Consider the following 15,773-nt stretch of genomic DNA (forward strand, 5'->3'; position numbering starts at 1 on the left):
GGTTATTGCCTGATTAATAATGGCAAGCAGTTGAATTGAACGGAGAGGGAGCGGCCTGCAAGGGCGCTTTGGTTAGTGTGAAAGTGTCGGACTTGAAAAGACGGGGTTTTAGCTTCTCCGCGTCGAATTGTTCCAGAGGTCCAGGAGAATCCTTGGGGTGCTCAGGCTTTTCCACAGCCGCAGACGCACCGTTGCGGTAATCGCTGGCGGAAATTCCCAGGCTCCGTTTGAATATCTTTGCCAGACGCACGCCGCTGCACATTCCGCAGCGCCGCGCGATTTTATCGATAGGCAAAGTTGTGGTGATCAACAGCCTGCACGCAAGGTCCAAGCGGATGCGCAATAGATATTCGGACGGCGGCATGCCGGTTTCGGCCTTGAAATGCCGAAGGAAGGTGCGCTCGCTCATTGAGACGCTCTGAGCCATGTCATCGACCGTGATCGCTCGGGCGCAATGCTCGTCAATCCAGCGTGTCGCTTCCCTGATGGTGGACCCGACGTTGGCGTTGGGCGGGTCGCCGAGAAGCGGTTCGAGCCAACGGCCCGAAAAGGGCATCAGACCTTCTGCGATGCTCTCGGCAGTTTTATAGTCGAAATCGTTCTTGATGATCGACAGGGCCGTAATGAGGGATGAACCCGTGTTGATGTCGCTCACCAGGCCGTTGCCGGGCGTCGGGCTGAGCTGCTTGCCGGCTGGTCGTATGGGAATGACCATGCCCCGGGCGTTGGGCAGGTTGGCGCCTTTGAGCAGGAGCGCGCCACTACCGGCGGCTTGCACGACCTGCACTGTCTGAAATACGCATTTGAGCCAGTCCGCCGTCCGGCTATCCTTAGCGGCAATAGACGCTCCCTCTCCCCCTGCAATAAAAAGCGCGTCATATCCGGACGGTGGCGAGCCATCAAGCGGACCCGTGTCCATACTGACAAAATTGGAGCATTGCACGGGCCCACCATCGCGAGACAGCATCGATACCGAATAATGCGGGTCCTGACCTCGCGCGGCGGCCGCGGCTGAATTGGCGAGATCGAAGGCCGCGAGGATCAATCCGATATCCACGAAAGAACAGTTCTCATAGACCAGGACCGCAATCCGTTTCTTTGTCGGTCGTCTATGCCGCTGAGGGCCTTGTTCCATTGAGACAATGCGCCTCGAACCAGCCCAGGATGCGGCAAATGCTAAGTTCATATCATTAGGCTATTAAATTAATACTTAATAACTTTAATGGACATAGGGAAAACGACTATGCAATGCGTCTCAATGAAGGGATAAATCGCGGAAATATCAGGAGGCTTGGCAATGCAATTTGTTGGCGAGTCTCTGTGCTAGCGGGTTACCCGTCCGAACGGCGCCGGCTTGTTCGTTGCCCTGGCTTGGTGGATCATGACGTCGGTGAGCGGCGAAAAAGGCTTTATCTTGATCCGATACCCGATTTTTCCTAGGGCGTGTTGACAATCATCACCGAGGGGGCTGTTAACTTGTGAGGAAAGCTGTTTACATCCTGTCTTTTGCGGAAGAACAGGATGCCAAGACTGATGCTCAGCGATGACCAATACGAACGGATCGCCCGCTTGCTGCCAGGCAAGGGTACCGACCCGGGTCGGACCGCAGGAGACAATCGACTGTTTGTCGAGGCCGTGCTATGGATCGCGCGCACCGGTAGCCCATGGCGCGATTTGCCGCCCGATTTCGGAGCGTGGAATAGCGTGTACCAACGCTTTGCCAGATGGTCTCGGGCGCAAATATGGCATACGGTACTCACCGAGCTTGCGGGCGACGCCGACCTTGAGGAAGTCTTCATTGACAGTACGATTGTGCGTGCCCACCAGCATGCCGCCGGCGCGGCGAAAAAAAAGGCGAACAGGCGATCGGGCGCTCGCGCGGCGGATTGAGCACCAAGATTCACGCTCTGGTCGACGGCTTGGGTATGCTCGCCCGCTTTCATCTGAAGGGCGGACAGGCTGGAGACAGTCCCGAAGCTCTGCCTTTGCTGGGCGAGCTGAAACCCGCCAGTCTGGCTGCCGACAAGGCTTACGATACAAACGCGATCGTGCAACATCTGGAATCGGCAGGCATTCAAGCTGTCATCCCCAGTCGCGCTAATCGTCTTGAGCAACGTCCTTTGGATGAACATCTGTATGCCTCTCGAAATCTGGTCGAACGGTTCTTCTGTCGCATCAAACAATTCCGGCGCGTTGCTACCCGCTACGACAAGCTCTCCGAACGATTCTCATCATTCGTTGCACTCTCCGCTGCTTTCATCTGGATCTGTTGATTGTCAACACGCCCTAGCGCTCGCGCTTGATCAACTAGAATAACGCGTGGATCCGGTGCTGGCCGGCGGCGGCAGCTTCCATGATGAAAGATGCGGAGGCCTCTCGGTCGAAGCGTGAGTTCGTCGCGAGAGTCGGACTTGTGCCGACACAGACACGTTTGCACGGCAGGTGAACCTGGACAGCGCGCCATCATGCCCGAGTTGAGTGTGCAATCGTCGTTCATCCGGCCGCGGGTGAGCATCAACAACGCGTCCGCCGAGGCGCTGTTTCGCACGGCCAAGTACTGTCCGATGCGGCCCGAACGCCGTTTGCCAAATTAGATGAGGCGCGTGCGTGAGTGCAGAAGTTTGTGGCTTGGTACAACGTTAAGCATTTGTCACAGCGGGTGGAATACGTGACACTGGGTCGGCGGTACAACGGACAAGCAGAAAAGGTGCTAGTCAGACGGCAGGCTGCGTATGAGCAAGCCAAGGCGAAAAATCCGACTCGCTGGTCAGCCGACACGCGCAACTGGCAACTCGCAAGCTCGGTCTATTGCGAGATCGGCCAACGCACGCGTGCGTAGTGGTTCTGCTCACGCGCGGTGTCACGCGGCATTGCTTCGATCGAGGTTTTGACGGCTTGCCAGAGATCGTCCTCCAGGAAGCGCGTCACGCACGGCTTGGCCTTGCGTGCTCGCTGACGCGACACGGAGAGCGGATTGCCGGGCAGGTAGTCTGCATTAACAAATTTGACATAAGATAAATTATCAACATATGTGGTGTAGCAGCAATATCCTAATGTCGTGTTTAAGCAAGATAGAAATGTCGTGTTTTGCTGCTGGTGCGATGCTGGGAGCTTCCGATCCAACGATAGGAGCTCGCCATGCAGCCAACCGACCTGGTGACGTTGAACATGCGCGAACTCGACCGACTCAAAGTGATTCAGGCCGTCGTGGACAGGATGCTCAAGCCTGGGCTGGCTGCTGAGCGTTTGCACCTGACGGTGCGCCAGGTCGAGCGACTGGTGCTGCGGTACAAACAAGCTGGCGCAGGCGGCGTTGGGTCGGCTGCGCGAGGACGTCCGGGCAATCGAAAGCTCGATGAGGCAACGGCGTACCGGGCGCTGATTTTGATTCGCGACCGCTATGCCGATTTCGGCCCGACCTTGGCCTGCGAGAAGCTGCGCGAATGCCACGGGCTGACACTATCAAAGGAAACCGTGCGCCACCTGATGACCGACGCGGGCCTATGGATTCCGCGCAAGCAGCGCCCGCCCAAGATTCACCAGCCGAGGAACCGGCGTTCGTGCCTGGGCGAGCTGATCCAGATCGATGGCAGCGATCATCGGTGGTTTGAGGACCGCGCGCCGGCCTGCACGCTGCTGGTGTTCATCGATGACGCCACGAGTCGGCTGATGACGCTGCGCTTCACCGCGACCGAGTCGACCTTCAGTTATTTCGAAGCGACGCGCCAGTACATCGAGGCGCATGGCAAGCCAGTCGCACTCTACAGCGACCGCGCGAGCGTGTTCCATTGCAACAAGCCGGCGAGCACGCCCGGCAAGGGCGTAACCCAATACGGACGGGCCTTGTACGAGTTGAACGTGGATACGTTATGTGCCAACAGCAGCCAGGCCAAGGGGCGCGTGGAGCGCGCCAACCTGACCTTGCAGGACCGGCTGGTGAAGGAACTGCGACTGCGCAAGATCGACACGAAGGAAGCGGCGAACGCTTATGCGCCCCACTTCATTGCTGACTTCAATGGCCGCTTTGGTAAGGCACCGAGGAGCGCGTTCAACGCGCATCGGCCCCTCAGGGACGATGAAGATCTGGATTTAATCCTGACGTGTCGGGTCTCGCGCTGCGTGTCGGCGACCTTGACCGTGCAGTACGATCGCGTGATGTATTTGCTGGACGATACGCCGCTTAACCGGGGCCTGATTCATCACTATCTGGACGTGCTTGAGTATCCGGATGGGCGCATCGAGATCCGGGCCAATGGAAGCGCCCTGACCTACCGCCAGTACGATCGCTTGTCCGATATTGACCAGGGGGCGGTGGTCGACAACAAGCGGCTGGGGCACGTGCTGGAGGTGGCGCAGCAGGTGCAGATGGAGCGTGACAACCGGCGCATCTCGGGCTCGCCTTCGCGGACCAATCAGGGCGAACCGGTGAAGCCGAAGATGCGCGCCAACAATACGCGCAAGCAACGCGCGCTCACGCAGGCGGACCTGAACGGCATCATCTTGAGAACTGCCGAATTGCGGGCAGCCGCGGTGGGGAAATGACGCTTTCAAGAGAGATTGAGAGGGCTGAAACCAACTCTAAAACAAGGCTAAAACCAAAGCTAAAACCCGACATCTCTAATTAGCTGCAGCCCCGACATCTGTATCTGGCCTCGACATGTGGTGTAGCAGCTAAGTAGTAATGTCCGCTTCTAGCTAGATTCAAATGTCCGCGTTCGTGCGGCATAAGCTTACCCAGCGTCGAGTCCTCGGCGCTGGAGGCTAGGATGGCTGCGACGGACAGAATCACCATGACGATGCGCGAGCTGGACCGGTTCAAAGTGATTCAATCGGTGGTCGACGGACTGCTCAAACCGTGGCGTGCAGCGCAACGACTGGCGCTGACCACGCGCCAGGTCCGGCGTCTTGCTGCACGGTTGCGCGAGCAAGGCGCAGCGGGCCTGATATCAGGTCGATGCGCCAAGCCGAGCAATCACCGGATTGACGCAGGCATCGCGGTACGCGCCGTGGCGATCATCAAGGAGCGCTACAGCGATTTCGGGCCGACTCTGGCCTGCGAGAAGCTGCGCGAGTGTCACGATGTTTTGCTGGCCAAGGAAACGGTCCGCCAACTCATGATCGCGGCCGGTTTGTGGACACCGCGCCGGCAGCGGACGCCCAAGATTCACCAGCCGCGCAATCGCCGCTCATGCTACGGCGAGCTGATCCAGATCGACGGCAGCGACCATGCGTGGTTCGAGGAGCGCGCGCGGGCCTGTACGCTGCTGGTGTACGTCGACAATGCGACCAGCCGGCTGATGGCGCTGCATTTCACCGCGACCGAGTCGACCTTCAGTTATTTCGAGGCGACGCGGCATTACCTCGAGTCACACGGCAAACCGGTGGCGTTCTACAGCGACAAGTACAGCGTGTTCCGCAGCACGCGTGCGGCAACCACCGGCAACCGCGTCACGCAGTTTGGCCGCGCGATGTACGAACTGAACATCGACACGTTCTGCGCCAACAGCAGTCCGGCCAAGGGCCGCGTCGAGCGCGCGCACCTGACGCTGCAGGACCGGCTGGTCAAGGAGTTGCGACTGCGCGGCATCCAGACCATGGAAGCCGCGAATACGTACGCACTGTCCTTCATGGCGACCTACAACGCGCACTTTGCGAAGCCGCCGAGAAGCGTGTTCAATGCGCATCGGCCGCTGCGCGATGACGAGGATCTCGACGCGATCCTCACGTGGCGGGTTATGCGCAAGGTGTCACGCTCGCTGACCGTGCTCAACGACCGCGTGATCTACCTGCTGGAAGATACCGTAGCCAACCGTAAGCTGATCGGTCGCTACCTCGACGTGTGGGAGTATCCCGACGGTCGCATCGAGATCCGGGCCGACGGCGCGGCGCTGCGCTATGTGCCGTACGACAAGCTCTCCGAGATCGACCAGGGGGTAGTGATTGAGCACAAGCGCCTGGGCCACACACTGCAGGTCGCGCAGGCGCTGCAGGCGCAGCGTGATAACCGTCGTGTATCGGGCTCGCCGTCGCGGACCAATCGCGGAGCTAAAGTGCGCAGCAAGGAGCGCGCGCCGGGCACGAAGAAGCAGCGTGAGTTCACGCTGGACGATCTGAATGCAGCCGTGAGGGCGACCTGCTGCACGCCCGCTGGCCCGGTACCCGCATCCGATTCCCGGCAGCCCCCGTGCCGCTGACCCGCAGACGCTGACCGGTTGTCCACGGCCGGCCAGCGTCCGGAGCGTGACAGGCGCCCTCCCGCCGGCCGGCCGTGGACAACCGGCGCGCACGCCACACGCTGGCGTAATCGGGACACACCGGACCCTGGGTAGGCTCGGTGTGGAAATCACTTCGCACAGATATAGAGGAAATCCTGAAAATCACCAAATAAAATCAATCTCACATCAAGCCTCAAACCAACCCCAAAACACGACATCTCTATTTAGCCAGCACCCCGACATTTCAATCTAGCCTTGACAGGCGGACATCTGAACTTGGCCTCGACAAGTGGTGGTGGTGTAGGCCCCAAGTAGTAATGTCGTACTTGAGCCAAATAGAAATGTCGCAGTCGAGGCTCATTCGGACCATGCTCAAGCTCCGTCGATGATGGCTGGAGTCGCTCATGGACCGCACTGGGATGATCACCACGAGCAAGTCGCCACCCACCGGCTCCGCAGTCTGGTTGGTTTGCTTCGGCAACTCCTTTTCTCCTGAGAACTGGTTTGTGGAGTTAAAGCGGGATCAGCCCGCGTGTTTATTGATGAAGCGGGGGCTGACGGTTAGTTGCACAAGGTCCATCTCCCAAGGCGAATAGGTCGCCAACCAGCGACCTATTCATCCGACGAGCCGCGCGTATGCCCTCCACTGCGGCGCTCCAACCTTTGCCTGTGGCGCACCAACCGGTCTTCCAGCGATTGCGTTTTACGCTCCGGGCCGGCGCGCTCACCTGTCGGGGCACGCGGTTGCTGCTGCAGCGGCAATCGGCATTTAGTTGCAAAGACTGCCATTTCTCAGGACTGATAGGCCGCCACCCAGCGACCTATCTTACGGCTGCTGCCGCCCAGGAAGGTCATGGTCCTGCCGTTTGCGCCACATCCGCCCCGCTTCGCTCCCATATCACTGCATCGCCCGTAATCCCCGTTGAATGCCTTCAGCACCGCTGGGATGATCGCTAGGTTCCCATTCCCGTTTGATCCAGGCAAACATTGGCTGGCGCTTGGCGCTGCCGATTCAGCGCCTAAAGGAAGCGAACAGAAATCAAACACGCGGCCCGTACCGATCCCGTACTCGCGGCCTACGCACCATTTCGCTGCTCAAGAAGGTCTCGCCCGCTCTGGAGAAAGTCGACAGCTATTCCGGCTTGCGGATATTTGGCGCCGAATCGACGACAAGTCGCTGAATAGGAGGGAGTTTGACTTAGAAGACGTCACATCGGCGTGCATGTGCGGAGCTACAAAAATCTACTGCACGACCGGTTCTGCTCAAGATAAAGGACGCTCCATGCTTCTGCACCGTCGAACTTCCGATGACACAAACACGACCTACCGCAAAGCAGCCCGAGCAGCGATGCCGCCGCTGCAGCGTTCGATCAAAAACTCTGAGCAGATTCTCGAGGCAGCTTGACGATGTGTAATGGCGACGCATTGGCGCGACCGCGACTGGCAAACAAATGGCCCGACAGAGCGGGCCATTTGTTGCAGCATTCAATCAGGCAGCAAACCAATTACTCAGGCTGAATGTTTGAGGCCTGCATGCCCTTAGGACCTTTCTTGGCTTCAAAACTGACCTTTTGATTCTCCTGCAGCGACTTAAATCCGTCCGCCTTGATTTCTGAGAAGTGCGCAAAAAGGTCAGCACTGCCGTCGTCCGGCGTGATGAAGCCGAAGCCCTTTGCATCGTTAAACCACTTTACGGTACCTGTTGCCATTCTCTTCAAACCCATTCGATTGATATATTGCGTTTTCGTGCTACAGGTTCGCAGCGCGACAATCTGCGAGATTATATTTTTACCACGTTTTCGCCAAAAGCATCAATCGGCGCCCTCTCCAAGAACGCGACCGTTAAACGCTATTCTCGGTGCAATAACGGGCACGGCTGTGCGAGATGTGCGGTCGCGGGAACAGCAAGGCCGCCACGCGAAAGGGTATCGAGCACCGTCGAGCGTCTTGCGCCTAAGCGGGATAATCGTCTAGGCCTGAATAGAGTGGTCGGGAGCCGCGACTGATACCGGACATTTTCTCGTTCTGAGTGGCGTGAACACTGCGAGGGCTAATCTCCAAGCTTTGTGCGCCTGTGACGAGCTTTCTGAAGCGGCCGTCGTTCCACATCGAAAGCGGTCGACAGAAACTACATCGATCAGCCGAGCCGCGCCACCACGACGTCGCGCTTAGGCCCTACCGACCCGCGAATGCCGACGCGCGCCGCGATAGGCTTCGGTGAAAAGCGAGCCTGAGTTTGCGATGGTCGGGGGGCTGAGTGCGCTGCGCTGGATGTCGGCGGCCTGCGGTTACGACATTGCCCGCGGTGACGTGCTTGACGCATACGCGGCAGTCTTACGCGCCGGCGAAACCCTGGGCATCGCCGCGACCGAGATCCACGCTTACATTCGATCTCGGCTCGACAATCATGCCGCAGATCGATCAGTGGCCGTCGTTTTTTTGCCCATTAGCTACGCTGACGTATACACGAACACATGTCGACGAGTGGGCTGAATGACTCTCGTCGACCCTCAAGAGACATTCGACCCAGTGCAATGGATATGGCCGGTTACAACCTGGAACGGCCATTGGCGCGGCGTCTCGGCCGGTGCGTGGCTCTTTTAGAAGGGATTGACGACGGTAAAAGTAGCTTCGATCACCGGACACCAAGACCCTTTCAATGCTGCACTGGCACTCAGATATGTCGATGGGACCATCCGCTCGCCAAGACTGATGGCGACATGAGACGCACAATGTTCCGCTTGACCGCTGCTCTCGCTTTCCCGCGATCACCGTGCGTCACAAACTTGATGGAAGCCAGCAACGCGACGATTAGCCAAGGCAGACAAGTGTTTTCGCCACCTCCGGGTGGCGTTTTTTTGTGGCGAACCTGGTTTCGGGGCGTTTGCATCAGCTCTTCATTTAGCCCGAGGGTGGTCCTCCGCTCACACCAACGAATGTCTTTACGTTATGTTACATTTCGCTTAATAACAGCCTGCTCGGCCGTTCGTCTCTCTGCTGGCTTTTCAAACCAACAAGCTGTGATCGCTCGCCGAGCCCATATATCGAGTATGACTTCGACTAACTTCCGCGCCCTTCAGGCGCGGTGGCCCCAGCTTTATGAACACGCGACGGCAGCCGAACGCCAGGTGCACACCCATCCCGAAGCCGCCGCGGTCAGGTTGCGTTGCTTCGCCGAGGCGCTGGCCGGGGTGCTGTATCGGGAATTGCGGCTGCCGGTCGCGTCGTCAGGCAGCTTGTTCGAGCAACTCAATGCCGAAGCGTTCCGGGCGAATGTCGACGCGGATATCGTCGCCAAGCTGCATGCCATCCGCATGCTCGGCAACAAAGCGGCGCACGGCGCCTCACTCGCCGCAGGCCAGGCGCTGGGCTTGTTGAAGGAGGCCTATCACCTCGCCCGGTGGCTCTTGGGAACGTGCGGAACCAGCGAATCGGCGGCGGCATACCCGGACTTCGCGGCGCCCCCGCATCCCGCGAAAGAGCCGCCACGCCCTGTCGACGACATGGCGTCGCAACTCGCGCAGGCCACGGCGGAACTGACGCGGCTGAAGGCCTCGGAACGGGCGGCGCTGACGGAATTGACGGATCTGCACCGGATTCTCGATGTCCAGAAGCTCGAGCAGTTCAGGGAAGCATCGTCCCGCGCGGCGGCCGCCATCGATCTCGCGCCGGAACAGACGCGCCGGCTCGTGAGCCTTCAGGACGTCTTCGCTAGCGCCTCGCTGACCGACGGGCAAACTTCCCTGGTCGACCGGCTCGGCCAGTTCCTCGACGACCGGGAACACTCGGTGTTCCTCCTCAAGGGTTACGCCGGCACCGGCAAGACGTTCATCACCAAGGGCCTGACGGAATATTTCCGCACCATTGGCCGCAACTACGTGCTCGCCGCGCCCACGGGCAAGGCCTCGAAAGTGATCGCACGCAAGACGCGGTCGCCTGCCCACACCGTCCACAAGACGATTTACTCGTTCAAGGATATCCGTGAGTATCGCGAGGAGGAACTCGATGGCAGCGAGACCTTCAAATGCTACGCTGAACTGAACGTCAACGAACTGTCGGCGGACACCGTGTTCATCGTCGATGAAGCGTCCATGCTCGCCGACGTCTACCACGAGCACGAGTTCTTCCGCTTCGGCAGTGGCTTCCTCCTGCGGGACTGGCTCAAGTATGTCAACCTCGACCACAACGACCACTTCAAGAAAATCATCTTCATTGGCGACGACGCGCAGCTTCCGCCCGTGGGCATGAATTTCTCGCCGGCGCTCGACAAGGACTACCTCCTGCGCGAGTACGGCGTGCGCGCGACCGGCCATGAACTGACCGAAGTCGTACGGCAAAAAGCCGGCAGCGGCGTGATGCGCAACTCGATGACGCTGCGTGACAGTCTGAGAACGGGCGTCTTCAATCAACTCGACGTGGATTTGAGCCATGACGATGTGCATAACATGGGTCTCGCTGACTGGATACCTGCGTACCTCAAGTCATGCGGGAACAGGATCAACGGCGAATCGATCATCATCGCCGGGTCGAATTCCGATGTAGCCGCGTTCAATCGCAGCGTGCGCGAGCACTTCTTCCCCGGCAGCGCCGAAGTCACGCGCGGCGACAAAGTAATGGCGGTCACGAACCGCCATGCCCAAGGCTTTTTCATCTCGAATGGCGACTTCGGACTGGTGCGCCGGGTGCTTGGCGATGCCGAACGCCGGGCAGTCACGCTCAAGCGCAGGAACCCGCAGACCAGGAAAGTCGAGGCCATTGATGTCGCGCTGAACTTTCGCGATGTCGAAGTCGGCTTCCGGGATCTGGACGATCAGGCCCATTTCTTTGTCGCGAAGATTATCGAAGACTTGCTGTACAGCGACCAGCCCGCGCTCGATTCCGACCAGAACAAGGCGCTCTACGTCGATTTCTGCATGCGTCATTCGCACCTTCGCCGCGGCACTCAGCAGTATCGCGACGCGCTTCGGGCAGACCCTTATTTCAACGCGCTCCGCCTGAAGTTCGGCTATGCGGTGCCCTGCCACAAGGCGCAGGGCAGCGAGTGGAACCATGTGTTCGTGAAGTGCCGGACACATCAGAGCCAATTGTCCGCTGACTACTTCCGCTGGTTCTATACCGCGATTACACGCACCGCATCCCACCTTTACCTGCTCGATCCGCCGCGCCTCAAGCTCGGCGGCGGAATCAAGATGGTGAAGATGCCCGGCATGCTGAGCGCGGCTCCGGCCGAGCCGTCAATGCCGCTCGCGCCGCCCGCGGAGGTCATAAACGCAGTGGACGCCGTGACGAATACCCTCGGCATCCTCCCTTCGCAGACGTTCTTGCACGCCATACTCAGCCGCGTGAAGTCGCTGCTCGCGGGCCATGAAGTGGATCTCGAAGACATTCGTCACAACCAGTACCAGGAAGCGTATTTCTTCAGGCGCGGCAACGAGACGGCGCGGATCAACATCGGCTATGACGGCAAGGAACGCATCACTGCGCTACAGGGTCTGCCGGTGGGCGAATTCAGCGGCTGGTTGCAGGCGCTGCTCGCACCGCTGAAAATCGGGATGGTCGTCATCGAGGCGACGGCTCCGCCGGAGGCGATCGTATTCGACAAGCCGTTCCTCCAAGCATTTCACCAACGCCTGACCGGGCTCGCCGCCGCGCAGCACATGCAGATTGCGCGCGTGAAGGCGCTCCCATGGTGTCAGCGCTACACCTTCGCCAGGGGCGTCGAGCAGGCGGTCTATGACATCTGGTACAACAGCAAGGACCGCTTCGCCAGTTGCCAGCCTGTCTTGCATTCTTGTACGCCGGGTTCACTGGTCGCGGAGGTGGAGCGGCTGCTCACCGAGGGCATGAACTGATGGCGGGCAGCAAAGAGGTGTTCGCCAGGCGCAAGCAAGGGAAGATCGACGAAGCGTACGAACTCGCGCTCGAATTGGTGGAAGCGCCCGGCGCTGGCGAGTGGGAGCAGAGCGCCCTCGCCTGGTGCCTGATCGACCTGATCAAGCGCGAGTCCGCCAACCGTGACGACGCCCGGCTCGAAGCCTGTCGCGCCCAGCTCGAAGCGATCCTTCCTTCCGCCGACAACGAGATTCTCGCCACGCATCGCGACAAGGCGCTTGCACTGTGCAGGCCGGAAGGGCGGCTGCTCGCGGAGGCGAAAACCGTGAGCCAGGCCGGCAACGCCGCGCAAGCCGTCGCCCTGTACCGCAAGGCGCTGGCCGCCCGGCCCGGCGACGCGGACATCCAGACCAGTCTGGGCTGGGAACTCTATCGTCACAACAAGCAGTTGCTGACGCAGGACGCGCCGAACGTCGGACTTGTTAGGCGCAATCTCAGCGATTACCTCATGCTCGCCGTGGGAAAGCCGTCGCTTTTGCATAGCTGCATGCTCAAGCAGGCGGCGCAGCTCGCCGGACAGGACAGCCTGAAAATGCTCGCCTTTTCGCGGCTGTGGAATCTCGACAATCTCAGCGGCGACGACTTCGAGCCCTACCAGACCGACGATGGCAAAATCCTTCCGGCGCTTGCGGAAAAGGTGATCAGGCTGGCCGCGAAAGACGTGATCGCGTCGTGCAACCAAGACGACCTGGACTACCTTCAGCCTTATCTCGAAGATGCCATCGACCGGTATCCCGACAGTCTCTGGCTCAGGCACACGAAGGCCAAGGCCCTGCTGGCGCTGAACCGTCACGGCGAAGCCATGCAGTTCGTGGTGCTGGTCACCAAAGCGAAGCCGGACGAGTTCTGGACCTGGGAATTGCTGGGCGATGTCTGCGCGCCATCCGATCCCGACGCTGCCCTCGCCTGCTACTGCAAAGGCCTCACCTGCTCCAGCGACGAAACCTTTCTCGGCAAGCTGCGCCTGAAACTAGCCGATGCACTAATCGCCGGGCAAGACTTCGCGCGGGCGAAGTGCGAGGTGGAACGCGTGATTGTTCATCGCAGGGCATCGGAGCACAAGATACCCGAAGCGGCCGCGCGGATCACCCGGCAGCCGTGGTACGCTGGTACGGAACCGGCAGCGTCGAACCATGACTACTACAAGGCCCGCGCAGCCCATGCCGAGGACGTGCTGCTGCACGACCTGCCCTGGACTTCCGCTGTGATCGGCGAACGCTTCACCGTGACCACGGCGGAAGGCAAGACGCGCACGCGGCGGCGGATATACCTGGCGTCCGGCGACGGCATGCCGAAGGAAGTGTTCGTTCGAGAGTCGGACTTCCCTTTCCGCGACGCCGGCTCCGGCGAACCCGTTCAAGTGAAAGGGGAATTCCGGCCGGGCGACCGTTACCACGTGTACAAGATCGAACGACGGGCCGGCGCCGACTGGGATGTCGTCCCCACTCGCGTCGGTGTGATCGACCACGTCAATAAGGACAAGCAACTCGCGCACTTCATCGTCGCGCGCGGGATCGATGGCGTGATCCCGCTTGCCACCCTGCCGGGTCCGGTGTGCGAAGGGAATATGGTGGCGGTCAGGATGGCCCGCTTCACGTCGCAGAAGTGTGACCGTTACCGGGTCCTTTCGGTGGAACCCAGCCGCGAGCAGGCCGACGCCGCCGTGTTCAGGCGCTTCGAGAGCACCGTTCGCACGAGCGGCGACATGGGCTTTACAACTGACGATATTTTCATCCCGCCTGCCGTGATGAAGAAAGCCGGCGTAGAGGATGGCGAGTTCGTGTCAGGCGTCGCGCTGCTCAACTTCGACAAGAAGCGCATGCAGTGGGGCTGGAAGGCGATCAGCGCCTCGGCAAGCGAATGGCCCTGACCGGCTGGCCCTGACCGGCTCCGTCGCTATAACAGGCTGCAGCATACATTCCGCTTGGCTTCCCCGCGCAGCCGATCATCACTGTTGCTTTCGGAGATCGTTTAGTTTTGTCCTTCGATCCGTCGAGGCCCGCTCGATAGATACTTGGCTCTCTGAATGTCTCCTTCCGAGAGCGAATCGTCGCTCGAACGTCCGCGATCGAACCCCGGCGAACGGCTGCAACTGGCCGCCTTTTGCCGGACGACAATTGGCGGCGCGCGACCGAGATGGAATGGACGACGACGGCCTCAGGCCTACAACTTACAAGTCTTCTTCGCATTGCTTCATCGAGAACACTCGATCACGTCAAGTCGCATTCAACGTTTCGCTCCGGACGCCCGCGTCCTCGTTGTCAGCGCTCCCATTCGTACTGCCTTTGGGTCGACCGCCCCCGATTTTGCGTCAATCATGCGTACCGATTGCGGCGGTTTTGCACCTCAATCTGACAAACCTGTGTTTCGACTTGCGTCCCGATTAAATACTGTATAAATTTACATGTGTATGTCCATACAGGATCAGGTCATGAACCACCTCATACGCATATTGAACGACAGTGATCGCGAAACGCTTGCCTGGTTGTGCAAGCATGTCGGAGACGTACGCGTGGCTGCTGCTGCGCGGCATCTTGGAGGCAGTGGCAAGCCGTATTTATCCGCGGTGTGCCGTTATCTCGGCGTGCGTCCACCGACGTCACGGCAACATGACCGACCAGTTGAAGACTGCACGGTCGGGGATAGCTATCTCGCCCAGATTCGCCTGTTGCTGGCACACCGAAGCCAAGCGCCTTTGAAGCAGCACCTTTGAAGCTGCTGCTACATGCCCCGAGCCCCTAGGAAGATAGCAGCATGATCAACGCGACTGATCTCGATACGGATACCGGTCAAATCGACTCCGTAGCCCTCGAACGTGCGCTCCGAAGCGCCGCGCTAGACCTCCAGCAGATCATGGCGACGACCGCCGGTCGTTACCTCGACAGCGGCCGTCGCCGTTACTCAAGTGGCGCGCGATTGCCGACCTGGCGCACGCTGCAGACAATCGACGAGCAGGTCTTCGAGAATCGGGGCTTCCGGGCGAGGCACAACGAGACAGTTCGTTCGATGTTTCTACGATTTGGCGACAGTCGCCTGTCGGGAGCAGCCCTCGACGATCCCGTTGACTGGCGGCGTGACGATGACAATCTGCCAACTGTTTATCTGATCGTGCGAGCGATGGTGCAGGCCGAAACAACTGATGCGGCGACCGCGGACTAGTGCACCGATATCCATAGCACCAATCCATGGCTGAAAAATCGCGTGATCAACGGAGAGAGTAAACCGAGACGAGGCTCGCCTCGGCCGGTCGCCCATGGACATGACCGTATGTCTGCTTGCGAGCTGCCGCTGAATTGTCGGCAATCCTAGACTCGGCCTCGAATGTCTCTTCATGTTTAGGGTTGTAGGACGCCTGCCCGAATCCGCGTGCAAGCGAACTCGCGCAGAAGCAGGCGGGCAGGCGTCCTACAAGCCCCAAGGGAGGAAACCGCGGAGTGCTCCGATGTGATCGAAACGTTCACTGCTATGGCGATTTATCAGGGCGGATCGTGCGTGGGATAGATTGAAACGCGGATGACGGTGAACCTAAATCGGCAAGATCGTGGCAGCGACAGTGCAGCGTATTGCTATGCGGAGGGTTTGACGAGCGCCAAACTGCTCGTTTGGTGCGATGCGCGCAAGCGTCTCCTATAGGCTCTCGTTGCCGAAGAGCCGACAGTCGATCGG

Annotated in this window: 10 protein-coding genes; 7 read left to right on the forward strand and 3 right to left on the reverse strand. The window is 59.7% G+C overall.

All coding sequences use genetic code 11. The features are described from left to right. Positions 1–13: 13 nt before the first annotated feature. Positions 14–1,135 carry a GlxA family transcriptional regulator gene (locus BSU04_RS35145; protein WP_089164862.1) on the reverse strand — a complete coding sequence of 374 codons (1,122 nt, stop codon included), beginning with the start codon at positions 1,133–1,135 and terminating at the stop codon, positions 14–16. A 386-nt stretch (positions 1,136–1,521) separates the two neighbouring features. On the opposite strand from BSU04_RS35145, the gene BSU04_RS35150 reads away from it, so the two are divergent. Beyond that, positions 1,522–2,273 (forward strand): IS5 family transposase gene (locus BSU04_RS35150; RefSeq protein WP_089164863.1). Its coding sequence is split into 2 segments (ribosomal slippage): positions 1,522–1,849 and positions 1,849–2,273, totalling 753 coding nucleotides; the frame shifts between segments, so codons are not numbered across the junction. Positions 2,274–2,805: 532 nt separating this feature from the next. Here the strand turns inward: BSU04_RS35150 and BSU04_RS35155 are convergent. Next, positions 2,806–2,964 carry a hypothetical protein gene (locus BSU04_RS35155; protein ID WP_179258544.1) on the reverse strand — a complete coding sequence of 53 codons (159 nt, stop codon included), beginning with the start codon at positions 2,962–2,964 and terminating at the stop codon, positions 2,806–2,808. A gap of 198 nt (positions 2,965–3,162) precedes the next feature. Here BSU04_RS35155 and BSU04_RS35160 point away from each other — a divergent pair, with 198 nt between their 5' ends. After that, positions 3,163–4,542: an ISNCY family transposase gene (locus BSU04_RS35160; protein WP_144021444.1), complete on the forward strand. Its 1,380-nt coding sequence runs from the start codon at positions 3,163–3,165 to the stop codon at positions 4,540–4,542. A 224-nt stretch (positions 4,543–4,766) separates the two neighbouring features. Next, a complete protein-coding gene (locus BSU04_RS35165; RefSeq protein ID WP_256983695.1) occupies positions 4,767–6,194 on the forward strand; it encodes an ISNCY family transposase in 1,428 nt (475 codons plus the stop codon). A gap of 1,526 nt (positions 6,195–7,720) precedes the next feature. Here BSU04_RS35165 and BSU04_RS35175 read toward each other — a convergent pair. Then, entirely contained in the window at positions 7,721–7,924 is a 204-nt protein-coding gene (locus BSU04_RS35175) for a cold-shock protein (RefSeq protein WP_089164866.1), read from the reverse strand. A 1,341-nt stretch (positions 7,925–9,265) separates the two neighbouring features. On the opposite strand from BSU04_RS35175, the gene BSU04_RS35185 reads away from it, so the two are divergent. The 4 genes from BSU04_RS35185 (at position 9,266) to BSU04_RS35200 (ending at position 15,266) form a co-directional block, all read left to right on the forward strand. After that, positions 9,266–12,067 (forward strand): ATP-dependent DNA helicase, encoded by a 2,802-nt coding sequence (locus BSU04_RS35185; protein ID WP_089164868.1) that lies wholly within the window; start codon positions 9,266–9,268, stop codon positions 12,065–12,067. Further along, positions 12,067–13,977 carry a tetratricopeptide repeat protein gene (locus BSU04_RS35190; RefSeq protein ID WP_089164869.1) on the forward strand — a complete coding sequence of 637 codons (1,911 nt, stop codon included), beginning with the start codon at positions 12,067–12,069 and terminating at the stop codon, positions 13,975–13,977. Before BSU04_RS35185 ends, BSU04_RS35190 begins: the two co-directional genes overlap by 1 nt. Before the next feature lie 561 nt (positions 13,978–14,538). Next, on the forward strand, positions 14,539–14,820 hold the full coding sequence (locus BSU04_RS35195; protein WP_089164870.1) for a hypothetical protein: 282 nt from the start codon (positions 14,539–14,541) through the stop codon (positions 14,818–14,820). 41 nt (positions 14,821–14,861) lie between these two features. Next, positions 14,862–15,266 (forward strand): DUF2471 domain-containing protein, encoded by a 405-nt coding sequence (locus BSU04_RS35200; protein ID WP_089164871.1) that lies wholly within the window; start codon positions 14,862–14,864, stop codon positions 15,264–15,266. Positions 15,267–15,773: the final 507 nt, after the last annotated feature.

Origin of the sequence: Caballeronia sordidicola (genome assembly GCF_002220365.1) — a bacterium.
Taxonomy (GTDB): Bacteria; Pseudomonadota; Gammaproteobacteria; order Burkholderiales; family Burkholderiaceae; genus Caballeronia; species Caballeronia sordidicola_C.